Source organism: Paenibacillus sp. OK076, assembly GCF_900110055.1.
Lineage (GTDB): Bacteria > Bacillota > Bacilli > Paenibacillales > Paenibacillaceae > Paenibacillus.
Map to the genome: position 1 here is coordinate 220,543 of NZ_FOCH01000001.1, position 25,007 is coordinate 245,549.

The 25,007-nt window shown below is 48.2% G+C and carries 17 protein-coding genes and 1 pseudogene; 15 read left to right on the forward strand and 3 right to left on the reverse strand.

Going from position 1 to position 25,007, the window contains the following annotated elements:
* Positions 1–20: 20 nt before the first annotated feature.
* Positions 21–599 (reverse strand): TetR/AcrR family transcriptional regulator, encoded by a 579-nt coding sequence (locus BMY78_RS00945; protein WP_090893784.1) that lies wholly within the window; start codon positions 597–599, stop codon positions 21–23.
* A 635-nt stretch (positions 600–1,234) separates the two neighbouring features.
* Between BMY78_RS00945 and BMY78_RS00950 the strand changes: the two genes are divergently transcribed.
* A complete protein-coding gene (locus tag BMY78_RS00950) occupies positions 1,235–1,591 on the forward strand; it encodes a winged helix-turn-helix transcriptional regulator (protein WP_090893786.1) in 357 nt (118 codons plus the stop codon).
* Positions 1,592–1,679: 88 nt separating this feature from the next.
* On the opposite strand, the pseudogene BMY78_RS00955 reads toward BMY78_RS00950, so the two are convergent.
* Positions 1,680–2,086: pseudogene (locus tag BMY78_RS00955) on the reverse strand (NAD(P)H-dependent oxidoreductase); the annotation flags it as partial.
* 257 nt (positions 2,087–2,343) lie between these two features.
* Between BMY78_RS00955 and BMY78_RS33055 the strand changes: the two are divergent.
* Positions 2,344–2,601: a hypothetical protein gene (locus BMY78_RS33055; protein ID WP_218152265.1), complete on the forward strand. Its 258-nt coding sequence runs from the start codon at positions 2,344–2,346 to the stop codon at positions 2,599–2,601.
* 393 nt (positions 2,602–2,994) lie between these two features.
* Here BMY78_RS33055 and BMY78_RS00970 read toward each other — a convergent pair whose 3' ends face one another.
* Entirely contained in the window at positions 2,995–4,188 is a 1,194-nt protein-coding gene (locus tag BMY78_RS00970; protein ID WP_090893789.1) for an MFS transporter, read from the reverse strand.
* 649 nt (positions 4,189–4,837) lie between these two features.
* On the opposite strand from BMY78_RS00970, the gene BMY78_RS00975 reads away from it, so the two are divergent.
* From BMY78_RS00975 to BMY78_RS01035, 13 genes are all read left to right on the forward strand, one after another.
* Positions 4,838–5,467, forward strand: coding sequence for a TetR/AcrR family transcriptional regulator (locus tag BMY78_RS00975; RefSeq protein WP_090893791.1), 630 nt, complete (start codon positions 4,838–4,840; stop codon positions 5,465–5,467).
* On the forward strand, positions 5,464–6,429 hold the full coding sequence (locus BMY78_RS00980; protein ID WP_090893794.1) for an alpha/beta hydrolase: 966 nt from the start codon (positions 5,464–5,466) through the stop codon (positions 6,427–6,429). Before BMY78_RS00975 ends, BMY78_RS00980 begins: the two co-directional genes overlap by 4 nt.
* Positions 6,430–6,707: 278 nt before the next feature.
* Positions 6,708–6,917, forward strand: coding sequence for a tautomerase family protein (locus BMY78_RS00985; RefSeq protein ID WP_063567830.1), 210 nt, complete (start codon positions 6,708–6,710; stop codon positions 6,915–6,917).
* A gap of 56 nt (positions 6,918–6,973) precedes the next feature.
* A complete protein-coding gene (locus tag BMY78_RS00990; RefSeq protein ID WP_063567852.1) occupies positions 6,974–7,891 on the forward strand; it encodes an ABC transporter permease in 918 nt (305 codons plus the stop codon).
* Between the two features lie 12 nt (positions 7,892–7,903).
* Positions 7,904–8,782, forward strand: a complete 879-nt coding sequence (locus BMY78_RS00995) for a carbohydrate ABC transporter permease (RefSeq protein ID WP_090893799.1) — start codon at positions 7,904–7,906, stop codon at positions 8,780–8,782.
* A gap of 42 nt (positions 8,783–8,824) precedes the next feature.
* Positions 8,825–9,862 carry a response regulator transcription factor gene (locus BMY78_RS01000; protein WP_090893802.1) on the forward strand — a complete coding sequence of 346 codons (1,038 nt, stop codon included), beginning with the start codon at positions 8,825–8,827 and terminating at the stop codon, positions 9,860–9,862.
* Positions 9,859–11,697, forward strand: coding sequence for a cache domain-containing sensor histidine kinase (locus BMY78_RS01005; protein WP_090893805.1), 1,839 nt, complete (start codon positions 9,859–9,861; stop codon positions 11,695–11,697). Before BMY78_RS01000 ends, BMY78_RS01005 begins: the two co-directional genes overlap by 4 nt.
* A 30-nt stretch (positions 11,698–11,727) precedes the next feature.
* Positions 11,728–12,495: an SDR family NAD(P)-dependent oxidoreductase gene (locus BMY78_RS01010; protein ID WP_090893807.1), complete on the forward strand. Its 768-nt coding sequence runs from the start codon at positions 11,728–11,730 to the stop codon at positions 12,493–12,495.
* A gap of 34 nt (positions 12,496–12,529) precedes the next feature.
* Positions 12,530–14,938, forward strand: coding sequence for a DUF4962 domain-containing protein (locus BMY78_RS01015; RefSeq protein WP_090893809.1), 2,409 nt, complete (start codon positions 12,530–12,532; stop codon positions 14,936–14,938).
* Positions 14,939–15,073: 135 nt separating this feature from the next.
* Entirely contained in the window at positions 15,074–16,624 is a 1,551-nt protein-coding gene (locus tag BMY78_RS01020; RefSeq protein ID WP_177185622.1) for an extracellular solute-binding protein, read from the forward strand.
* 91 nt (positions 16,625–16,715) lie between these two features.
* Positions 16,716–21,047: an alpha/beta hydrolase fold domain-containing protein gene (locus tag BMY78_RS01025; protein WP_256221910.1), complete on the forward strand. Its 4,332-nt coding sequence runs from the start codon at positions 16,716–16,718 to the stop codon at positions 21,045–21,047.
* A gap of 227 nt (positions 21,048–21,274) precedes the next feature.
* A complete protein-coding gene (locus BMY78_RS01030; RefSeq protein ID WP_090893813.1) occupies positions 21,275–23,257 on the forward strand; it encodes a CotH kinase family protein in 1,983 nt (660 codons plus the stop codon).
* Between the two features lie 428 nt (positions 23,258–23,685).
* Positions 23,686–25,002, forward strand: coding sequence for an ABC transporter substrate-binding protein (locus BMY78_RS01035; RefSeq protein ID WP_090893815.1), 1,317 nt, complete (start codon positions 23,686–23,688; stop codon positions 25,000–25,002).
* Positions 25,003–25,007: the final 5 nt, after the last annotated feature.

The window sequence follows — 25,007 nt, forward strand, 5'->3', positions numbered from 1 at the left end:
ATTAAGCCGCGCATCTTTCTTTATGTAGGGGATAATCCACTTTTGAGAAAGAGGCCCACGAAATCCTTGATCTGATCCTTGTGCAGCGAAGGATGCGCTTTATTCCAATCGGAAGTTAAGGTGACATACAGCTTCAACAGGACAAAAGAGACCAGCCTTGGATCGTCCTCGCGAATCTGCTGTAGTTCCATGGCGCGCTGAACTTGGCGTTCCAGATATTCGAGAATGGCTGTCTCTACTTTTTGCAGACCTTCCTTCGCCTGAGGCGTGCCGAACTCGTTTACCTCCTGAAACAGTTTGATCAACAGTTCATGTTCTTCCCTGTACTCCAGCAAAGAGTCCATGCTAAGGTGTACGTTATCCAGAAACGAATTCTCTTCCTTCACTGTTTGCTCCGTAATCTGTTTCATATCGGTAATGATCGAGTGGAGAATCTCGTCGAACAGTTCTTCCTTGTTTTCGAAAAAAGTATAGATCGTCCCCTTGCCTACATTGGCAAGTCTGGCAACCTGCTCCATGGTTGTTGCTTTGTAACCAAACAACGCGAACGATTTTTCAGCCGAGTCAATGACCTGCTGCCTTCGATCAATGGTTCTAATGGTATATGCACCTCCTTGTTGTATGGAATGTAAAAGGGTAAACTCGGAATTGACTAGATTACTTATTTGGTCAAATGGTCGTTTATAACTGTAGCATTCGGGCAGGAATGGTGGATGTGATCTTTGTCATGGTTGGATGGGAGATCAAAAAGATTATTCCAGGGAATCGATATGTGACTTAGGAAGGTGCGAATGTGATGCTCACATGAAAACCCTGGGGGATTCATCGCAATAGCGCAGGCTACCTCAACGACTTAGAGCAAAAATGGAATTCACTTATGAGCTAGTTAATTATGCTTTATGGGAAGGTCGCTTATTTGAAAATGGAAAGGACAGTTAAACCAAGTTCAGACATTGTCATAGAGGGTTATTTAGATTCTCCATTGTGAATCGAATATCGAAGAAGTAACAAAAAGGTTATCTTTACTCAACTAACCGTTTCCTATTTTGGTCAATACTCGCCCTCCGCGTTCGTGCTGCCATCGTTCGGGTCCCATTCCGTTTCTAAAATTTATTCAAATTTAGGATATATCAAATTTTATAGCGATTTACATCCTTTCAATAAGATTGCATAATGATTTATTATAAAGTATGTATATTTATATCATATACTTACCAAAAGGAGAGTGTAGCTTGTGCACGAAACTATTCCAACTGGCTTGAAACTAAACGAAACTGGCTTTGGATACACGTTGTCCTTAATAGGCGGTAAATATAAAATGATCATTATGTATTGGCTGTCTGAAAATAAGGTAATGCGGTTTAATGAGCTGAAGCGATGTATCGGTAACATCTCCTTTAAAACGCAAAGCATCATGTTGAAAGAGCTGGAGGCAGATGGGCTTATCATACGCAAGGAATTTCCCCAAATACCTCCAAAAGTTGAATATTCATTATCTGAAAGTGGTCTTTCTCTCATTCCATTGTTAAATATGATGTGCGAGTGGGGAGAGAAAAACAGTTCGCCAGCTCTGGAGGCTGTACAACGGTAGGCATAGTTGTTTTGTTTATATTACAAAGAAGTATCTCCTGAACAGGGAAATACTTCTTTTTTATAGCAGTCTTAAATAAAGCTAACTATTACAGATTGTCAAGAAAACTCAAATAATTTAGTGTGTTTTTTTCCAATTCGCTTACAGACGGCTTATTTTCTGTATCAGGCACATTTTCACCAGGCTCGTTTTCCGTACCATAATACGCAAAGAACGAACGATAATTTGCATTGCAGTATAGGAAGGTAGTTTCAAAAGGAGATAATAAATAATTAAGTACATAGTGATATCTTCCATCTTCACTATAATCTTCTTTTTACTTCCGGCAGATACAGCTAAAGCAGCTTTGCGATTCTTTAATTTATCTCCTCCATTTGAACCATGAGCCCACCCATAAGTTAAAACATTGTCAAGCCATTTTTTAAGGAGAGGCGGACAATTAAACCAATATATAGGGAACTGCAAAACATGATTACTAGGTGATTCAACCAATTTAATTCTCGCAACGTTTTACCTTGGCACGGTAGAAAATGCTCCTTGATGCTGCTCACGATGCAGGGGCTATCTATGATCTTTTGAAGCATCAAGGGATTTAGCCGTTCATTGATCTCAATGAGCGTGGCACCAAAAATCTGGAAACTGAAAGCGATATGAAGATTTCTCCCAGGGGAGTCCTAATCTGCCTTGTAGGCAAGGAAATGAAACCCTACGGCTTCGATCATGCCCAGAAGCGGCATAAGTGGATCTGCCCAATGATGCAAAACAGAACGACCAACACTTGCTCTACACCTTGCTCTGATGCCCAATACGGCCGAACCTTCCATACCTGCAGCAAGGATAACCCCCGGTTGTTTCCCGATGTGGCCAGAAGCTCAGAGCAGTGGAATCTCACCTACAAACGCCGCACCAACGTGGAGACCTGTAACAAGCGAGAGAAGAACGATTATAACTTGAGGCAGGTCGCCATCATTCCACCAAGATGTGGTACATCCGTTTTTACGGCATTATGATGTGCCAGCACATGGATGCTTGGTATCTTCATAAGCATGAGGAGCTTGAGGCCAAAGAGCGTGATTTTTTGCCTCAAATAGCTTAACTCGCATAGCCTCCCGGCTAAACTGTGACGGGCTCTTTTAGCCTACGCAGAAGGTCGCATCCGAGGCGGGCAAGGTTTCCTTCAACATTAAGCGCCGTGCTACTTGCGAATGCACCGTTTTCTGGTATTGCAACGGGCTCAACGCAGTGACGAGCTTGAAATGTTTATGAAACGCCGACGTGCTCATGTGTACGGACTTTGCAAGCTGCTTGATCACGAGCGGACGGTAGTATTGCCGGTTAATCAACTGGATCGCTTGAGCAATTTTGTGCGCGTTGGCTTTTGCAACTGGTTAAGCACCAACCTTTTAGATATTAGTTTCTTTTATATCTTTCCTAATTTCTGGTGGAGCTTTGGAGCGGGTTACTCGTAAATATACCATAACTGTTGTTGCAGCGATGGCAACAACCGCTGCTCCAATCCAGCTAATCGAAGCTAAGGAAGTTTGTTCCACGACAACGCCTCCAATTCCTGCACCAGCGCCCATAGCAAGCTGTAAAACTGAACTATTCATACTCACCATAATGCCTGAAGCCGCCGGAGCAAGCGTCATTAAGTGATATTGCTGAGTTGGACTTGTTGACCAAGCGGAGAGAGCCCAAAATATGAGCACAAGGAAAACGATAGCAGGCGATTGGGCTGATAATGACAGTAGAACTAAGGCTACTACATGCAGTACCATACTAACAAATAAAGTACGAGGGAATCCCCATTTATCTGTACTATAGCCGCCAAGCTTTGAGCCGAATAAGCTGGCAATCCCGAAAGCGAATAAAGCAATGATAACTGTTTTACTGTTCATCCCTGTAATCGACAGTAGGAAGGGAGAAATGTAGGTGTAGACAGTAGAATAACCAGAAATCCATAAGAAAGTGATCATTAGAGCTGCAATTATTTTCGGTTGCTTAATTAAAGCAAGCTGTTTGCGCAAGGGAACCGACTCATCACCATTTGAGCGTGGGATGACTAAGAGTATAACGATCATCGCAAGAATACTAAGTGTACCGATTCCTCCGAAGATCAATCTCCAATCATAAGCGGAAGCAATAACTCTGCCTAGCGGAACACCGATAATCAACGAGGTGCTAAAGCCCATAAGGATTGTTGCAATTGCACTTCCTTGTTTATCAGGTGGAGTCATCTTGGTAGCGACAGTAAAGGAGGTTACAACGAATACTCCCATGCTTAGTGCAAGAATAACGCGTGAAACTAAAAGAAATTCAAAGCCAGGTAAAACTACGGCGATAATATTTCCAATCACAAATACGCCAAGTGAATAAACTAAAAGCTTGCGCTGCTCCATTCGTGCTGTAAATGCGATGAGGAAAGGTGTTCCAAAAGCATAGGCGAGTGAAAAAACAGTAATGAGCTGACCAGCAGCAGCGACGGAGACATTAACGTCTCTTGCAACTGTGTCGAGAATCCCTGCTATGATATACTCGGATGTTCCAAGCAAGAAGCTAACAGCGGCTAATAAGTAAACTTTCCAAGCATTAGACATATAATTATCCCTCTTTCTTAAGTTTCTATATTCCGGGTATATAGAAATTTATTTATTTCCTTCATTGAGTATAAAGATTGTACTATAAATATGTAAGTACGCACATTTAGTACAGGTACTGTCATAAAGGTGAGTGTCACTCTGAGCAGATACACTACATTTTGTTAACACCGTAATATGAGTATTAAACTCCCAGGGGAACTATAGTTCAACATCGAAAGGGCTGCCGCGTGGAGCCCTTCGCTCAGCTAAAGGGCAGCATAGTTTATTAATCTAAGATTGTTGTTAAAGTTATAAAAGTTCTTACCTAAGCACTGACGGTTGCTGTCCCGGCATACCGAAAGATCTTGCAGATCTGCTGCAAGGCTGCTGTTTTGAGTCCATTTTTTATGACAACAGGGAGTTATCTTTCAACTGTCTCCACAATTAAAGGAAGGCAGAACGTGTACTCATTCAAAGTAACCTGATAAAAACAAGCCGGAGGCGCATGTTGAGCCGCACTCCGGCTTGTTTTTATTTGTTGAGTTTTCATCCTGCTCGTAAGTAAGATGAATTCGCTCTTGCAATAAGTCGTATTTAAAGCTAAACTTTAATTAATTAACTGATCATTTAATTAATTAAAGTTTAGCTTAAAGAGAGGGGAATACATTTGGCAAGACCCATCAATGAAGAAAAAAGACTGGAGCGTCGTAAACGGATTCTAAAAGAAGCTGTTGTCCTGTTCGCAGAAAGCGGATATTCCAATACCACAACGGCGATCATTGCGAAAAGTGCGGGAGTGACTTCCGGAACCATTTTTCAATATTTCCCTAGCAAAGAAGCTTTATTCTATGCCGCTGTTCTTGAGCCGCTTGCTGATATACAGATGAGATCACTTGCTTGTCTACAACAAGAGGGAACGCCGGGCGCATTGATTAAGAACATGGTGGCAGAACAATTCAACCATATCTACTTCTATACCAATGAATTGCGGCTTGCCCAATCTGTCTTAGGGCAACGAATCAGGTTCCCTGAACTTACACAGAAGGTCCTTGAGAGCATAAAGGTAATGACCGATGAGATCGAAAGTGTCTATGCCAAGGGACAATTAATGGGAGAGTTCAACAAAAGCTTTTCTCCCGCAATGATCTCCCGTGCTTATATCTCTTTCTTAAATGGTGTGGCTTTAACTCTTGGAGAAAGTATTCTTCATCATCCCGAGTGGGAAAATCTGAAGGGGCATGCCTTTTATTTGTTCGGACCCATATCACCTATAGAAAAACTGGAGGAGTCTGAATGAGTCAAGCATCATTAGAACCCAATCATAACGTTCGTGTGAAAAAACGGAACAACATTTTATGGAGCCTGGGAATCGTGCTTTTGCTTGTGGTGGCTCTTGTATTTTTTATATCGTATAAAGTAGTAGACACCTTGTTGCACCATCCTAGAGACACGAATGTCAGCTACGAATTGAATATCGATAAAACGCCCTACGAAGAGGTCGAGTTCAAGAGTTTGAAAAATGATAATACGATCAGAGGTACCTTCTTTCCTGCAAATGCTGGTGTTAAATCAAGCGATAAGACGATTATTGTCGTCCATGGGTATACAAGTAATCGTTTAGTCAAAGGGCGGACGCCAAAGTTAGTAGAGCATTTCGTTCCCAAAGGCTACAATGTATTGGCATTTGATCTCAGCTCGCAAGGTAAATCCGATGGTGATCTGATTACAATTGGGCTCAATGAAAAATACGATTTGCTGGGAGCCGTAGACTATTTAAAATCCAAAGACCATGCGGGGGATAACATTGGCGTGATCGGCTTTTCAATGGGTGCAGCTACTTCTTTGTTAGCCACAAGTGAAAGTGATGATATCCAAGCTATAATCGCGGATAGTCCGTTTCGCAATGCTGGGCTATTTCTGAGAGAGGGTCTGCCTTTCTTTTCAGGTTTACCTGCGTTCCCATTCAGTTATACATCGACCTGGATGGCCAATTGGGTCTTTGATGTTGATCTCGATTCCGTATCTCCCATGGATGCGGTGAAAAAAATGCAAGACAAGCCAGTTATGCTCATTCATGGTACTGGAGATCAGCAAATCAGTTATAAAAATACAGAAATGATATACGAGTCCTTAAAAGATAACCCAAGCGCAGAAGTATGGTATCCGAAAAACACCGAGCACATCGATGCGATCAATCACTACCCCACTGAATATTTCCAGAGAGTAGATCATTTTTTGGATGAGTATATAGGAAAATAAATGTAGTCTTAGAGAGCTGAAATAGTAGAGGAGCTTTCTGACGAGGTGAAAAAACCATAATATCAAGCATTTTCAGCCTATAGCGTGCGAAACCGCTATAGGCTTATTTACATAGAAGAACAGTTGTTTTTAAAGCCTGAAATGGTGGCGCAAAGGCTGCTTCAACCTAAAAAAAACACAAGTGAACGAAAAGACAGTCTATTGTTGCTCTCTCACAGGAACGCTAAGATGAAGTTGTTGAAGCGTTTACATTATATGGTGAAGGGAGCTTAACTCGGATGCCAGAAATTACGATCAGACTGTATGAAGGCAGGACGGATGAGCAAAAACAGGAGATTGTGGAGGTGTTCACACGCGAGCTATCTCGTATTATCGACCGTGAGCCGGATTATATTTCCGTTGAATTCAATGAAATCCCATGGGACGAGAACGTTCCTGATAATTTGAAAGCCATGCAATCACAGAAGCAAGGAGGGGAGAAGACGTGAAGCCGGCGGACATTGCTCCGCCAAGCCGGGGAACAGCCAGACTTCACTCGTCTGGTCTGGGCACTCGGCTCGGAGATGCGGGACGTTATCTGTGGAGATACCGGATACTATATTTGCTCTCCGTACCGGGCATCCTTTATTTTTTCCTCTTCAAATATGTGCCCTTGTTCGGCTCGATCATTGCTTTTCAGAACTACAACATTTTCAAAGGCATTACCGGAAGTGATTGGGTAGGCCTGGAGCATTTCCAGAAGATGTTCAGCCATTATGACTTTTTGCGAATTCTCAACAATACACTTCTGCTCGGACTATATGATCTCGTAATTGCATTCCCGGTACCGATCTTACTGGCCATTCTGCTGAATGAAGTGCGGATGATTGTGTTTAAGCGTTTGCTGCAAACGATTGTATACATGCCTCACTTTCTGTCCTGGGTCGTTATTAGCGGAATATTCATGGGCATTTTCTCGATGGATGCCGGGGTGGTGAACAAGGCACTTGGATTTCTGGGCATGCAGCCGATCTACTTTCTTGGGGAAGACTCGTACATTCGTTCCATTCTGATCGGTTCGGGGATTTGGCGGGATTCCGGGTACGGCACAATTATTTTCCTGGCTGCCATTGCGGGCATTAATCCCGATCTGTATGAGGCGGCAGAGGTAGATGGAGCCGGACGTTTGAAGCAAATATGGTCGATTACCCTCCCATCTTTACTGCCGACGATTATGATTCTGCTGCTGCTGCACATCGGGAAGTTCCTCGATCTGGGCTTTGAGCGTGTGTTCGTATTCCTGAATCCGCTCAATCTGGAATCGGGTGAAATTCTCGATACGTATATCTACAAAGCCGGCCTGCTCTCACAGCAATACAGCTATACAACAGCCATTGGGTTGTTCAAGTCAGTCGTGGGTTTGATGCTTGTTCTACTCGGTAATTTCTTCAGCAAAAAAACAACCGGCGAAAGCCTGTATTAGGAGGCGAGATCGATGCGTACCCCCAGTGTTCGTTACCGTATATTCCGCATTGGAAATCTCGTTTTTCTTACGCTGCTCTCGTTGACGATGATTCTGCCTTTCATTAATGTGCTGGCTCAATCTCTTAGCAGCTCGGAAGCGATCATGGGCGGAAAGGTCAGCTTCTGGCCTGTGGCTTTTACCTGGATCAATTATGAATATGTATTCGGTGATGCTTCGTTCTGGCGGGCATTTGCGGTATCGGTTGGGGTGACGCTGTTCGGGACGCTGGTCAATCTCGCTGCAACGGCATCGCTGGCGTATCCCGTTTCCCGTCCAGAGTACAAGGGGCGCTCTGTGGTCGTCATGTTTGTCCTAATAACCGTTGTATTCTCGGCGCCGCTCATTCCGAACTTTATCCTGATGAAAGAACTGCATCTGGTCAACAATCCGCTGGTACTGATTGTGCCAGGAGCGATCAATGCCTTTAACTTTTTCGTCATGCGCTCGTTCTTCGCACAGCTGCCGGGTGAACTGATCGACGCTGCCCGCATCGATGGCTGTGGGGAATTCGGCATCATCTGGCGTATCGTCATTCCCTTGTCCAAACCAGCCATGGCATCACTCGGTATTTTCTATGCGGTAGGCCACTGGAATGCCTATTCAACTGCGCTGTATTATCTGAATGATCCAGCCTGGTGGCCGATTCAGGTCACACTCAAGAAGTTGTTTGAAAGTGACGATATTTCCGTCGATGCGGGTTCTGCCGTTTACAGCACCCTTGCACATACATCACCGGAAGGCATCAAAATGGCAACCATCATTATCGCCACCTTGCCGATCATTATCATTTACCCTTTCCTGCAAAAGCATTTTGTAAAAGGAATCATGGTTGGCTCCGTCAAATCTTAAGTACAAGCAGCATACAGATCTGACGGAAACGGGGGAATAGCGATGTTCAGAATCTTGATTACGGACGATGAACCGATGATTCGGATGGGTCTGGCGAAGATGATCAAACAAGCGGGACTGTTCGACTGTGAGATTCGGCAGGCTGCGCATGGGGAAGAGGCCCTCCAGGTGGTAGAGGCCTTTCGGCCGCACATCCTGTTTACGGATATCCGCATGCCAACGATGGATGGTATTGAGCTGTGCCGACGTTTATCCGAGCAAGGAAGTACGATGCGCATTATTGTGGTTTCCGGTTATTCGGACTTTGAATATGCAAGAGCTTGTGTGGATTATGGAGTAAAGCGATATCTGCTGAAGCCTGTGGGACGACAGGAGCTGCATGAACTGCTGCTCAAGTTGCTGGCCATCGAAGAAGATAAACCTGCGGTATCCCTTGTACCCGTGAGAGAGCTGAATGATTGGGCGATGCGTCTGGAAGAGGCTATATGGGAGTTACGGCAGTCCGATGTGACGGAGCTGCTCGCAGCATGGTCTGGTCGTTATCCGGCATATTCCTTGATGCCTGAGCAGACAGCGGAGCTTTTTCAGGAATTGCTGGAATTGATTGTGGCCCGCATGAACGCACGTGGCAACGGAACAATGAGTACATCCTGCAAGATAAATGAAAGCGCTTCCTCAAAAGAGTGCTTCGAGGCTCTGGGCAATGAGATCCACATATTAATGAAGACGATCAAGGAGCGGCGCAGCGGCAAGCGCAAGCATCCGGTGGAAGAAGCAAAAGCCTATCTGGAGAAGCACTTGCGCCGCGAAGTGTCACTGGACGAGATTGCAGCCAAGCTGGGCCTTAACCCGTCCTACTTCAGCCAGCTGTTTAAGCAAACGACAGGTCAGACTTTTATTCAATACCGGATACGCAGCAAAATGGAACTGGCTAAACGCATGCTGGAGCAGCCGGGCAACCGGATTACGGATATATCCTACGAAGTGGGGTATGCGGATCATCCCCATTTTACCAAGACATTCAAGAAAATAACCGGACTGACACCGTCCGAATACCGCAGCAAGTTGGGCATCGAATGATGAAGCGCAGCCTGTCCATCAGCCTGTTCATTCATTTTGCCGTCGTGATTACGTTGTCCCTGTCCGCCATTGGCTTGTTCACCTATACCTATGCCTCGACTGAAATGAACGACCAGCTCGCGGACAACATCGCCCAAACGATGCGCAATACGGCGTACCAGACCGATCTGTATTTGCAAAATTATGATCGTGCGACATACTCCATTCTCTCGAACGGAAGTGTGAAGCATTTCCTCGATATGAATTCGGAGGACAGTTATGCCTATTACGAGTACAGCCGTCAGATTAAGACGAACGTGTTTCCGCCTGTTTTTATGTTATACCCACAGATCAAGTTTCTATATGTTATCGGGGATAACGGGCGTGTTGTGATTGATGACAATCAGAATTCAGCCGGCATACCGGATATCGACGCGGCACAGCAATATAAGGAGCTGCTGGCTGCAACCCCTGCAAATGGCGAATCGACGCTGCTTACCCGCAGTATTCGCAGTGGACAGAGCGCCAATGTGATTACGATCGCGCGCCGGATCAGAGGAGTGTCCTCCTATACGCCCAACGGAGTACTGGCGATGGAAGTAAATGTGCTGGAGCTTGACAAAATATGGGGAGAACTCGACCTCGGTCAAGGTGGGTATCAGTATGTGATGGATCAGAACGGAACGGTAATCTACACACCCGGGGACGAAGAGGCGCAGACAGCGATGCCGTCCAGCACGGTGAACAGGCTTATGCACATGGAGGCAGGATCACTGGAACAGAACACGGATGGCACTAAACGGCTGCTCATATCGGAGCTTTCTGCATATTCGGGATGGCGCTTTGTCGCTTCCGTGCCGCTGTCGGAGCTGCAAAGACCGATTGCAACGATTCGTTCGGCCACCTTATGGGTTGGTGCAGGAACCTTGCTCGCTGCACTTGTTGTGGCCTACCGGATCGGAGCATCTCAGGTGGAACCTATTCGTGTGCTGATGAACGGAATGAGACAGACGGAGAAGGGAATCTGGAACAAGGTGGAGATGAAGGAAAGGCGCGATGAAATTGGTGTGCTGATCCGCAGCTATAATCTGATGGTCAGCCGTCTGTCGGACATGATTGAGAGTGTATACGAGTCGGAGCTGCGCCGCCAGAAGTCGGAAATCGAGCTTCAGCAGGAGGCGCTGGAACGGCACCGTGCGGAATTTCAGGCGCTTCAATTGCAGATCAATCCGCATTTTCTCTACAACACCCTGGAAACGATCAAATGTTATGCCGTCGTACAGGACTCCGAAGAAATTGCACAGATGGTGGAATCCATGGCTCATATGCTCCGGTATTCCATTCAGACCAATCTGGAGGAAATTACGGTTGCGAACGAGCTTAAGCATGTGCTGGCCTACCTTTCCATCATGAAACATCGCATGGATCGGGAGCTTGAAGTTGAGGTCATCATTGCGCCGGATCTGTTGCTGGAAAAAATGGTTCGACTCACCCTTCAGCCATTGGTGGAAAATGTGTTACAACATGCGTTTCCGCGAGGCATGGAGCCCGGTCACTTTATCCGCATCGATGCTCGGCGCTTGGAAGATCGCTTTCTTGTCATCGTCCAGGATAACGGCATGGGCATGAGCGAGGAACGCCTAGAGAAGCTGCGTGACCGTCTGGAATTGAATCGTCTGGCAGGCGAAGATTCCGATGATGTCTACCATCGCGGAGGCATCGGACTCATGAATGTCCATCGCCGGATTCAGCTGGTATTTGGAGAAACGTATGGCTTGATGATTGAGAGTGAGCAAGGCTTGGGAACGACCATTACGATGGCGCTTCCGGCTGATCAGCATAGTAAACGGATTTAATTGAACCTATATCAGGGAGGAAGATCGAACATGAATATCAACTTGCACAACAAAATTGCGCTGGTTACCGGCTCCAGCGGAGGAATTGGTGCTGCCATTGCAGGGGCATTGGCGCGCTGCGGAGCAAAGGTGGCTGTCAATGGCCTGCATAATATGGATCGGGCGGAGGAGGTTGTGGCCGCGATCCGGGATGCTGGCGGTGAAGCAGCGGCATTTCGGGCGGATGTGACGGATACGAATGCCATAGAATCGATGGTTGGGGATATCACGCTCCGCTTCGGCGGTCCGATTGATCTGTTGATTAATAATGCGGGGCATCTGGTGGAACGGAGTCCTATTGAAACGATGAGCGAGGAGCTTTACAGCCGGATTATGGATGTCAATCTGAAGAGCGCCGTATTTGTCTCCAAAGCGGTCATCCCTGGCATGAAGGCAGCTGGAGGCGGCCGAATTATCAATCTTACCTCGGTAGCGGCTCATAACGGGGGCGGCCCGGGTGCAGCGATTTACGCAGCTTCCAAGGCGGCGGTCATTGCGTTAACCAAAGGGCTTGCCAAAGAACTGGCTCCTGGCGGGATTACGGTCAATGCCCTTTCACCGGGCTTCATCGGGCAAACGGCATTCCATGCTACGTTCACCTCGGCGGAAGGCCGATCTTCTGCGGTAAGCAGCATTCCGCTTGGACGGGAAGGGACTCCCGATGATGTCGCAGGAGCGGCGCTGTACCTGTGTTCCGAGCTGGGTGCTTTTATAACCGGAGAAACGATTGAAATTAATGGCGGAATGTACATGCGTTGATGCTACACCATTGCGATAAGGAGGGAACGATACGATGGAAGTGAAGCGGAAGCTTGCAGAAAGACCGTTGTACCAACCAATCAGCGGGCCGTTCCATGTGGACTATGCGCCTGACGAGCACACCGTTCTAGGAGAAAATCCGCCGAGGTTTACCTGGATGGCGGCACAGCAAGAAGACGAGAATGCCTATATGCTGCAAGTATCGGTGGGGTCTTCTTTTCAGGAAGGAGAGACGATGACCTTTGCGCCGCTCCCGTATAACTTTTTCACGCCGGACCGGGTGTTTGAACCTGGGGAGTACTATTGGCGATATGCGCTGCTTGTAGATCAACCAGTGCAGCAAGTGGGCGAAGCCGAAGCATATGTCTCTCAGGGGAAGCAAGGGAGTGAAGCCAAAGGGCATGCCTCGCAAAGGAAGCAAGGGGAAATGTCGGCTTGGAGTGAGGTGCGGCAGTTCACTGTGCCAGCGGGATTACCCGAGACACCGCTACCTTCCCGGGCGCAGCGGTACATTTCCACAGACACGTCTCACCCCCGGTTATGGCTCGGAGAGAGCGGGCTGCAGGCACTTGCGGATGCCATTGCGACAGATGCTACATATTGCGGCTGGGATGTATTTATGGCAAATTCCGTGGAGCCATGGGCCAACCGCGAACCAATTCTTGAACCGCTGCCTTACCCGGAGAACAAACGTGTCGCCGCGCTCTGGAGGCAAATGTATATTGATTGTCAGGAAACGTTATATGCGATTCGACATCTCAGCATCGCGGGGCGGGTGCTACGTGACGAACGGTTGCTTGGAGCAGCGAAAACCTGGTTATTGCATGTGGCGGCTTGGGATACAGAGGGAACGACCTCTCGTGATTATAACGATGAGGCGGCCTTTCGGGTTGCCGCTGCGCTTGCTTGGGGTTATGACTGGCTGCATGATGAGTTGAACAGTGAAGAGCAAGAGATGGTAAGGCGCAGTTTGCTGCGGCGGACAGAACAGGTAGCCCAGCATGTGATGGTTCGCTCGAAGATCCATCATGTGCCTTATGACAGCCATGCGGTGCGTTCATTGTCTTCCGTGCTTGTGCCCTGCTGTATGGCCTTGTTGCATGAGCATCAGCAGGCTGCAGTGTGGCTGGATTATGCGATCGATTATTATGCCTGTCTGTACTCCCCTTGGGGAGGAAGTGATGGAGGTTGGGCTGAAGGCCCGATGTACTGGACAACAGGTATGGCCTACGTGACAGAAGCGATGAATTTGTTACGAAACTATGCTGGCATCGATTTCTTTCGTCGGCCGTTCTTCCAGCGTACTGGGGATTTTCCACTCTACGTGTACCCGCCCGATGCACGGCGCGCCAGCTTTGGAGATCAGTCTACGCTGGGTGACCCGGTAAACTTGAAAACAGGCTATCTTGTCCGCCAACTGGCAGGTGTTACAGGCAACCGCTGGTACCAGTGGTACTTTGAGCGTGTACGCCAATCCGATCCGGGAACAGAGGGAGCTTTTTATAACTACGGTTGGTGGGACTTTAGCTTTGACGATCTGGTATACCGCCACGATTATCCGCAGGTGGAGGAAGAGTCGCCTGTGGACATCGAGCCGCTGAAGTGGTTCCGTGATGTGGGATGGGTAGCCATGCATCACCGGATGGACGATCCGGATGAGCATGTTATGCTGCTGCTCAAGTCGAGCCGTTATGGCTCCATCAGCCACAGTCATGCGGATCAGAACAGCTTTACCCTGCACGCATTCGGTGAGCCGCTTGCGGCGGATACAGGCTATTATATCGCGCACGGCAGCTCCTTTCACCGGGAATGGCGCAGGCAGACACGTTCCAAAAACAACCTGCTGATTGGTGGAGCAGGGCAGTATGCTGAGAACAACAAGGTGCTGAATATGGCCGCCACCGGGCAGATCGAAGAGGCCTATTGGCGGGACGGCGATGGTTATGTGCGCGCGGTAGCGACCGATGCATATGCCAGCACCGTACCTCATGTGAAGCGTGTTGTACGGGAGATTCATTTTCTGCAATCATCCTACTTCGTCATTGTGGACCACATTGACCTGGAGAAGCCGGACAGCGTTCAATGGCTGTTCCATGCACTGCACCCGCTACAGCTGAAAGGGCAGAGCTTCCGTCTGAACGGGAATATGGCGGGGCTTGAGGGCACGTTTGTATATGCTTCCTCCGGTGAGCTGGCGCTCAGCCAGACGGATCAATTCGCAGAGGTGGACCCGGCAGAGTACGAAGGGCTGGAAAGACATTATCATCTGACCGCAGAAACGCGGCCGGCCTCAAGCCACAGAATTGTAACACTGCTTGTACCATATAAAATCGAGGAGCCGAAGTATGTCCCCTATTTCATCGATGACCAGGATCACGGCATCCATCTCTATTTTACCGACAACGGTGTAACGAAGAAGATCGAGGTATCCAAGACGTACTAGGGAGTGCGGACCTAAAGAAAACGCAATCTCATCTAAAACATCCCCATTGTTGCAGGCGGTGGGGATGTTTTAACATCTATTTGAAAGCGCTTCACCAACGAGTGGTACCTAAATCAGGATGAAAAGAGGGGTAGCATGAAAAAGTGGATGGTCTCAGGCATGGCGCTATTGCTGGCAGCAGCTGTTATGACCGGGTGCAACAAAGGCAGCGGAGCGGCATCCGGTGAAGGCGGGGGAGACGGCAAAACGAAATTCTCCATTTCACTCCGTACGCTGGCGTATACGTATGTGGAGAAGTCACCAGACATTAACAAGGATCAATGGGTGAAAAAACTGGAGGATCTGACGAATACCGATCTGAAAATTGTCCTGGTCCCCCATAAGGAATATGAACAGAAAATGGTCCAGATGTTTGCCACCAATGATATTCCTGACGTGGTGCAGGGTGACGGCGGCGTCAACGGCAAAGAGATGGCAGGCTCGGTCGAAGCTGGAGTATTTCAGCCGCTGGATGAACTGCTGCAGCAGTACGGGCAAGATTTGCTCAAAACCGTGCCGAAGGAAGCCTGGGACCAGGTAACTCATGACGGCCATATCTATGCTATCCCTGAATATTTATCCAATCCATCCCGCCGGGCAACCTGGATTCGCAAGGATCTGCTGGATCAAACGGGACTGCCGGTGCCCACGACGGTTGAGGAGACTATGGACGTTTTGCGCGCCTTTAAGAAGCTCGGCGTGGAGAATCCGTATATGGGGCGTGAGGATTTCAAATATGCGGATACCTTTTTCGGTGCCTATGACGTACAGCAATTCCTGTCCATGATGGAGCAGCAGGGCGACCAGGTTGTTCCTAAATTTATGGATAACGAGAATATGCAGCAAGCCCTAACGGTCTATAAGACGATGTACGAGGAAGGGCTGATCAACAAAGAGTTCGCGACCATCAATTCCACCGTATTCAAAAATACGATTCTCTCGGGCAAGGCGGGCATGTGGTCCATGAATGCCAACGAACTGATCCAATGGGAGAAGCAGATTAAAGCGTCGGTTCCCGATGCCAAAATCGAGATTATCCCTTCCCCTGTCGGCCCGGACGGAAAGGGCGGTTATTATTTGTACGGTCCGGTGACACGTGCCTACTTTATTAATAAGGATGCGGCTGATCCGGCTTCCATTATCCGTTTCTTCAACTGGATGGTGTCTGACGAAGCGGAGAAGTTTTTCACATACGGCACAGAAGGAGAGACCTACACAGAGGATAATGGCGTGATTTCATACACAGCTCCAACAGACTCCGCTGGTGTAGACGAAGAGCGTTACCGTCAGTCGTTCTTATGGTTCGTACAGGACACAACGTACAATAAAGGCTCGTTATCGCTGACAGAAGAAGGCAGAACGCTGATGAATATTTACGATACCATCTTAGCCAAAGAAGGTCGGGATGGCATCAACTTTGATCCGCGTTTGGAAGCTTTTGTACAGAATCCCGAGATTGCTCCCAATTCGGATACACCTCCTCAGGTATTGCTCACACACATGATCAAGATGGTTTATGGTAAGGAGCCGATCTCCGATTGGCCGAAAGTGGTAGAGGAATGGAAATCCAAAGGCGGCGATCAGGCAATCAAAGAAGCCACCGAGAAATTCAATAAGGGTGAAGGCGTGTCCGCACCGCGTCGCTAACGATTTAAGTTGAACTATACATTTTACACGATAACAGCGATCGGAAGGTTGTTCTGTCATCGGAGTGGCAAGTCAGCTGAATACGGAGGGGATGCAAGTGAATGACGTGTTCAAAACGTGGAAGAAGCGGGTTGTACTTGTTGCCATGTCTGTCATACTCATTAGCGGTATTACCGTTCCCGTGCATGAAGTCCGGGCGATCGAAGACGCTGTTCCTCATTCTATTTTAAATAGTACGCAGGAAGAAAATATCCCGGATCCGGAGGGCCCAGAGTTGGAGATTTACGCGGAAAACTTTGATGATCCGGACAACTTTGGCTCTACAGGCGGAATTGCACTGAGAGCCCCCTGGCTTCAGGAAGGAGAAGGAGGGAGCAAGGCCAAAACGTCATCTTCCACAACCGCCCCCTCGCTGCCCAACATGATCAAAATTGACGGAACCGATGCAATCGCACTGCCGCTTGATCTGACTGGATACGGAAATATCCGGCTGAACTACTACACTCGCGCCTCGTCCTATATCAGCGGAAGCATCATTATCGAATGGTCGAAGGACGGAGGCAGTTCCTGGGCAACGCTGGAGACATTTGAACTTCCCCAAGGCACTCCTGATGTGAAGAACAAGCAAGGAAATACGTTGAAAAACTGGACGCTGGGTTCGGAAGCGAACAATAACAGCACAGTGAAAATTCGTTTTCGAACAGGAGATGCCATGCAGGCCAACATGTATATCGACAATGTTGTCATTTACGGTCAGGCTATTCCCGGTATAACGCCTGCCCCATCCCCAGTTCCGCCTGGAGAGGAGAATACGGAGTTTACGCCACCACAAGGAGTAACTTTATACGAGGATGTGGAGATTGGCACGGCTGGTGGGCGAGCAATCTATTCATCCATTGCTGTTCCCGAGACAGCGGCAGCTGAACCGATGCCGGTCATGGTCTATATCCATGGAGGTGGATGGAATCACGGGGACAGGAAGCAGGCATTAAACTCCATATGCAATTATGTACTCAAACGCGGTTATATCGGTGTATCTCTGGACTACCGGCTGACACCTGAGGCGCCTTTCCCTGCCCAGATTCAGGATGTAAAGCTCGCTATCCGATATTTGCGGGCCCATGCAGCCCAGTACAATCTGGACCCGAGTCGGATCGGCGTCTGGGGATCATCAGCGGGCGGCCATCTGGCTGCATTACTCGGCACAACAGGGGACATGGTCGCTGGGGACACTGTAGAGCTCGATACAGGGGTGACGGTAGATGTACCTGATCTTGAAGGTTCTGGCGGATGGCCTGAGTATTCCGACAAAGTGCAGGCGGTCGCCGACTGGTACGGACCTGCTGATTTTACGACGACATTTGCCAATAACTATAGCTCGGTCACAGCTCTGCTTGGCGGGCAGCGTGCGTTCGATGTTCCGGAGCAGGCCAGACTTGCCATGCCGGGCACGTATGCTTCACCGGATGATCCACCGTTCTGGATTCGGCACGGTGATGCTGATGCCACCATTCCCTATACCGACAGTGTTACTTTCGCGGGACAGCTTCAATCGGCGGGTGTCCCGATTGTGGATATGAAAGTCGTACCCGGTCAGGGCCATGGATTTACAGGGACGGCTTCCGAGGTTGCCAATGCGGAGGCATGGGCCTTCCTTGATGAACATGTGAAGAACCGGATCGTTACGGAGCCCATTATTTTCAAAAACAATCCCGAAGACACTTCGCCTGGAGATCAAGAAGAGGAAGAAGAAAAACCGTTGATTGAAAAGGTCATCGCCAGCAAGCTGCCAAGCGACGATGCGGCGATTGACAGCAGCAAGCCTGACTTGAATTTCAATCAGGCCACGGGCTCCAGCACCGGATTGCTAAGCATTTCTTCCACGCCATCGACCAAGAAATATGTGTACTTCAAATTTGACATGACCGGAAATGAGGTCGAAGGAGATCGGTATCGACTACGGATTGCCGCCAAAAAAGGCACATCGAATATCGATACAGAGTTGTCTCTTTACGGTTTGAATAAAACAGACTGGAGCGAATCATCGTTAACCTGGTCGAATGCCCCGGTCCAAAGTCTCAGCGAAAGTTCGCTGCTTGGCACATTCCAGGTCACGGCAGATCGTAGTGGAAGCCCGGCCGTCTATGAAGTGGATGTAACCGATTATTTGAAGAGTCGTCCAGATGCGGATCAGGTTGCATTTTTCCTCGCGGATGCGGGATCAACAGGTGTTTCCGTGAACGTATACACCAAGGAAGCCAACGGAAGGAGCAATCCGCGTCCACAGTTATCTGTTATCTCATTAATCGAAGATGGAAGCGACACGCGCGCGCCAGAATGGCAGCAGGAAGCTGAGCTTGAGATTCGCAACTGGGGAACGGAGTTTGCAGAACTGAGATGGCCCGCTGCCAGTGATGATACAGCTGTATCTGCCTACCGGATTTATCGAGATGGAGTTATGCTGGCTGAACAAGGTAAGCAGTCATTTCGTGACAGCGGACTTGCAGCCGAAACATCGTACACGTTTCAAGTGAGGGCGATTGATGAAGCCGGCAACGTCAGCAGTGCTCTATCAACCGGTATGACCACCCTTGCGGTTCCGGTATCGTCCCTGCCTGTTGCCTCCGTCTCGGCAAGCGGTAGCGACGGCAACCTGGCGACCAATACCCTCGACAATAACAGTTATACACGCTGGTCAGTTGCCGGAGAGGGGCAATGGATCATGTATGATCTGGGTCAGGTTCAGCAAGTGAGCTATGTTGGGATTGGTTTTTACAAAGGGGATGTCCGAAAGACCTTCTTTGAGATAGACACGTCTGTTGACGGGAATCATTGGACCCAGGTATATGGCGGCGAAAGCAGTGGGGATACAACCGAAATGCAGGCATTTGATATCCCGGACACGTCTGCACGTTATGTACGGATCACCGGGCATGGCAATTCTGATTCAAGTATTTACACGAGTCTGACCGATGTGCATCTGTATGCCCCTTATGCAGGGGGAGGAACGCCTGTTGCCCTGATTCCATACATTGAGCCACAACCACCTGAAGGGACGGTGCCCTTTATCGCTCCAGGACTGACGGAGACAGATGGAGCACCGCATACTATCCATTCTCCTCATGCTGTAACCGGACGTACGATTGATGTACGGGATTACGGAGCAGATCTGGCTGATCATACGAGTGATGACCGACCCGCAATACAGGCTGCTATTGATGAGGCGAACGCTGGTGATGAAGTGTTTTTGCCTGATGGAGTGTACAATTTGTTGTCCGGGCCGGATGGAACCACCAACCTGAAGCTCAAATCCGGGGTGAATCTGAGAGGAGAGAGCAGTGGCGGAACCGTGCTCAAGACATCGCTGGATCAGGTGACGGGCAGCGCGGTCCTGAAAGCATCGGCTCAGCACAGCATTCTCGTATCCAATATGACCATAACATCATCTTGGTCTGGCAGCTACACAACCGATCACAAATCCAACAATCCCTCCGCAGGGGGGCCGGATAGCCTAATTCACATCGCCAACTATGGTGAGGCTCCATCGTATGACATTACGATCGACGGCGTAATTGTGGAGAAATTCAAACGAATGGCGATCCGCATCGAACACAGCCGAGATGTCGTTGTGAAGCATGCAACATTCCGTAATGCAACAGATCTGGGCCCTGGGGGTTCAGGCTACGGAATTTCCATTCAGGGAACGGCCAAGACTGATCGACTCGGTTTTGACAATGATACGTTATGGAATGTGGTTGAGGATAGTACGTTTGAGGGCCCTTATCTCAGACATGGAGCGTTGATTCAGTTTGTCGCTCATAACAACGTGCTGCGTGGCAATACATTTAACGGAACCAAGCTGGATGCTATTGATCTTCATGGTGAACTGGAGTATTTGAATGAAATCTCCGGCAATGTCATTACGGATGTGCTGACAGGCGCAGGGATTGGACTTGGCAATACAGGGGGTTCAGCACCCAGCAATCACAGCAAGTCGGGTAAAGGAAACTACATTCATGACAACACGATCAGGAACAGCCAAATCGGCATTTCGGTAACTATGGGCACCCCCGATACTCTAATCGAGGATAACCTCATCGAGAATACAACCACGATTGCAGATGCGGCAGGAATCAAAGTGTTGAATGGACCGGGTACGGTGATTCGAGGCAATGTGATCCGTAACAATACCGCAAGCGGATACTGGGGCGTGCGTCTTGAACGCGACAAAGGCGATGCCGGAGCCGGCAATATTGGCGAAGGGAACCCCGAGAATGTGTTGATTGAAAATAACCGAATCGAAGGGAACACAAACGGAATCGGACTCTTTGCCGGAGTCGGCATCCTAATGAAGGCCAACGTTCTAAACAATGTAGATGAGGACTACTACAAAGCAGCAGGTGTGACCGTTACCGAGCTATAAAGGATCAGAACAAGTAGCCTGGCAGGCGTCTATATAAGTTGAAGCTCAATTGTACACCGTACTGTAATCGGAGTGATAAGGTGTACCATTTATAGTTCAACTTATGTAGCCTGATGGGCTACTTTTTGTTGTGAATCATTGATTTAAGATTCATTAAAGGTTTGTCCTCTACCATGGTTTCATAAGCCTACGTTGCTTAACAGAAACCAATAAGGAGGATTCATCGTTTGAATAGTTTACTACGTAAAGTTGCAGTAACGGCCTTGTCCGTGACGATGGTAACATCATCTTCTTTTGTTTTGCTAGGAAGCCCGAACGCTGCGTTTGCCGCTGAGGATACAACTACCAGCACAGGTGTCACTCAAGCCTATGAATCGTTGTTCCAAACGGACAACATCATTGATGTGAATGTTACGATTGATGATGCAGACTGGAAGAGCATGCTCGAAAGCCCGCTGGATAAGGATTATAAGAAGGTAAGTGTGGAAGTGGACGGCAACAAGCTGGATAACGTTGGTTTCTCCACCAAGGGTAATCTGACGTTGAAATCCGTAGCCTCGATGCAAGATTCCGACCGTTACAGCTTCAGACTGAAGTTCGATAAATACGACAAAACACAAACCCTGCTCGGTCTGGATAAAATGGTCCTGAACAACAACTACGCCGATCCATCGTACATGCGTGAAGTTCTTCATTATGAAGCGCTGCGCAGCATTGGCATGGATGTACCGATGACGAACTACGTTAATCTGTATATCAACGGCGAACTGGTTGGTTTCTATACCGGGGTCGAAGCAGTAGATGACAGCTACCTGGAACGCAATTACGGCGAAGATTATGAGGACGGCGTCCTCTACGATACGGAGGAGAAGAGTTATCTGCAGTATTCAGAAGGCAGTGACTACAGCACCATCACCGAAGATTTGGGTACGGACGAGAATAAAACCAAGCTCAAAAACTTCATCAAAACGCTGAACGACATGCCTGAAGGTGAAAAAGGCGATATCGAGAGTGTGCTGGACGTGGATTCGGCACTGAAATATATCGCGGGCAACATGGTCTTTGGCAACTATGATAGCTATAGCGGTGACAAAGGGCATAACTACATGCTCTACGGCGACGCAGATGGCAAATTCACCGTTGTCCCTTGGGACTTTAACATGTCTTTTAATGGATACGCCGGTGGAGGCGGACGTGGAACAACAACAACTGGATCAACGATGACCAACACCAACGCAACGAACGTATCTGTGGACGAGCCAGTACTGGGCATTAGCATGGAAAATGTACCGATGATCAACAACCTGCTGGCTGTGCCTGAGTATAAGGAAAAATACTTGAGCTACGTCAATGAGTTAACGGACTATCTGGAAGACATTCAGGACCGTATCACAGATCTGGCTGACATCATTCGTCCATATGTAGAAGCAGATCCAACGAAGTTCTACACAGCAGAGCAGTTTGAATCCAACATCGCATATTCAGCCAACGCTGATGCAGCAGGCGGTATGGGTGGCATGGGTGGTACACCACCAGAAGGATTCGAAGGTATGACACCGCCAGAGGGCATGGAAGGTATGACGCCTCCGGAAGGTTTTGAAGGCATGACACCTCCCGATGGTACGACACCGCCGGATGGCACAACAGGAACGGGAACAACAGCCAGCACAGGCAATACCCAGACACGTCCTGGCGGTAACTTTGGCGGAGGTATGGGCTCCATGGCAGCGGGATCGCTGACGACGTTTGCCCTGAACCGACTTGCCAATCTGCAAGAGCAGCTTGGACGTGAAGTAACACCTCTGCCTGAGACTTCGGAAGATACAGGTACGGATACCGGAACAGGAACAACAGACAAAGCGATTACGGTAACCCTGGATGGCCAAGCGATTACGTTCCCGGATCAGGACCCGTTAGAGCAAAACGGACGAGTTATGGTACCTGTGAACGCCATCCTTGAAGCTTTGGGTGCAGAAGTAACGTGGGACAAAACAGCGAAAACGGTAATAGCCGTTCTGAATGACCAGACGCTTGTGCTCCAGATCGGAAGCAGCACGGCAACGGTGAATGGTGAAACGCTCGAAATTGATGCACCAGCCATTATCAAGAACAGTCGCACACTTGTACCGGTACGCTTCATCTCTGAAGGACTGGGAATGACCGTGGATTGGGATCAAACGGCTGCAAAAGTAAGTCTTACATCTAAATAATCAGGATGGAATAAAAGGGATTCGATGAGCACATCGAGTCCCTTTTTTTTGTTCGTCTCATTCCTCTAAGACATCTTCTTTTCTTGCAAGAGTTTTACCACAGCCCGTAACAACAAATAGTTGAATGTGACTATTGATCAATAATTCTTTAGGATAGGTCATTGAATCAAACCGTGAGAAACCTTACTTTTAAATAACAAAAGAAAACGCTAACAAAGCAGAAGGAGTGGTGTTTCGATATGCGATGTCTGGGAAGTTTCACCGTGCAATTTTAGGACAGATTCAGGTTTGGGTTGGTCATAGGATCTTTGTATTAAATAAGGATTGATCAGTAATCCCCTCCCCCGTTTTTCGAATGTAGTCAGGATGTTAAATTCATTCATCGGGTTATAACATTAGCCATGGCCTAAGTACAAAGGAGGATAAATATGAGAAGATTTTCAGCCATTCTATTCATCGGGATATTAATGACAGCGCTCACAGCTTGCGGAGGAAACGGTAATCAGGCGGAGGAAAACCCTGGGGGCAGTTCTAATCCGGGTGGGCAGGAAATTTCCGGCGACCTTACCATTTTCGGGTGGGGCGGCGGTGAGGAGCTCCAGTCCCGGAAGGAAGCAACTAAAATTTTCAAGAAACTCTATCCAAAAGTGAAGGTGCATGAAGTTTGGCTCCCGGCAGATAACATCGATGTTAAGTTGGATGCAGCTCTCGCTGCGGGAAATGCTGGTGATGTGATTATGATGTCCCCGGACTGGAAAGGGCTAAGGTCTAAATGGTTCGAAGATTTAAACCCTTATATTGAAAAGGATCAATTAGACCTGGAAGCTTTGTTTACGCAGGGAGTTGACGGAGGATATGTTGATCCGGACGGTACACGCAAAGGTATGCCGACAACAGCCTCGGATTTTATGATTGCGTACAATAAAGACATCTTTGACAAGGCGGGGATCCCTTATCCAACAAATGACTGGACTTGGGATGATTTTTCGGCAACAGCCAAACAGATCTCGTCGGGTGAAGGAGTAAACCGGGTCTACGGTATTGTGTCCCACTGGATTTTGCAAAGCTTTGCTCCATTTATATACGGAGGGATGCCATATAACGAGGATTGGACCAAACAGACTTTGGATGATCCCAATACGCTTAAGGGGTACCAATTGTTTGGCGACCTGGTGAACGCAAAAGCAATGCCGGATGATGCTGCTGCCAAGAGCATGCCCATGGATCAAATGTTCGCTGCAGGCAAGGCTGCGATGTATCCGCTAGGTGTGTTTGAAGCTTCGACGATTTCCAAAAATATTGGATCAAATTTCAAATGGGGAATTGTGATGCCTCCAAAAGATCCGTCCGGAAAGACAGTCAACATTAAATTTCAGACCGGCTTCGCCATGAATAAAGATTCTAAAAATAAAGAAGCGGCTTGGGCTTATATAAAAACAGTATCCCTGAATAAAGAGGTAGGCGATTTGTACAGCAAGGTAAATCTTCCTGCGGCGAAAGAATCGGCTGAAAGTACGTTTGCCAACTTGAAAATTGAAGGTACAGATATCTCCATGGTGGATTTTGTAACTGGACTGCAGGATGCCATAACTTTCCCTTGGGGAGGCTCCATTGCTAAGGCAGGGGATCTTTACAAGCAGACCTGGCAGCAGGTCACCGTTCAGGGGAAATCGGCTGAGGAAGCCGCTAAAGCCTATACCTCACAAATTCAGGCCGCTCTTGACTCGATCCATCAAAACAAATAATAGAA

Bases quoted from the DNA above. Each gene is read 5' to 3' on its own strand.
- BMY78_RS01035 (WP_090893815.1), top strand. From the start codon at position 23,686: ATGAGAAGATTTTCAGCCATTCTATTCATCGGGATATTAATGACAGCG.
- BMY78_RS01005 (WP_090893805.1), top strand. From the start codon at position 9,859: ATGATGAAGCGCAGCCTGTCCATCAGCCTGTTCATTCATTTTGCCGTC.
- BMY78_RS01015 (WP_090893809.1), top strand. From the start codon at position 12,530: ATGGAAGTGAAGCGGAAGCTTGCAGAAAGACCGTTGTACCAACCAATC.
- BMY78_RS01000 (WP_090893802.1), top strand. From the start codon at position 8,825: ATGTTCAGAATCTTGATTACGGACGATGAACCGATGATTCGGATGGGT.
- BMY78_RS33055 (WP_218152265.1), top strand. From the start codon at position 2,344: ATGATGCAAAACAGAACGACCAACACTTGCTCTACACCTTGCTCTGAT.
- BMY78_RS00985 (WP_063567830.1), top strand. From the start codon at position 6,708: ATGCCAGAAATTACGATCAGACTGTATGAAGGCAGGACGGATGAGCAA.
- BMY78_RS01010 (WP_090893807.1), top strand. From the start codon at position 11,728: ATGAATATCAACTTGCACAACAAAATTGCGCTGGTTACCGGCTCCAGC.
- BMY78_RS00980 (WP_090893794.1), top strand. From the start codon at position 5,464: ATGAGTCAAGCATCATTAGAACCCAATCATAACGTTCGTGTGAAAAAA.
- BMY78_RS00970 (WP_090893789.1), bottom strand. From the start codon at position 4,188: ATGTCTAATGCTTGGAAAGTTTACTTATTAGCCGCTGTTAGCTTCTTG.
- BMY78_RS01020 (WP_177185622.1), top strand. From the start codon at position 15,074: ATGAAAAAGTGGATGGTCTCAGGCATGGCGCTATTGCTGGCAGCAGCT.
- BMY78_RS01025 (WP_256221910.1), top strand. From the start codon at position 16,716: ATGCAAGTGAATGACGTGTTCAAAACGTGGAAGAAGCGGGTTGTACTT.
- BMY78_RS00995 (WP_090893799.1), top strand. From the start codon at position 7,904: ATGCGTACCCCCAGTGTTCGTTACCGTATATTCCGCATTGGAAATCTC.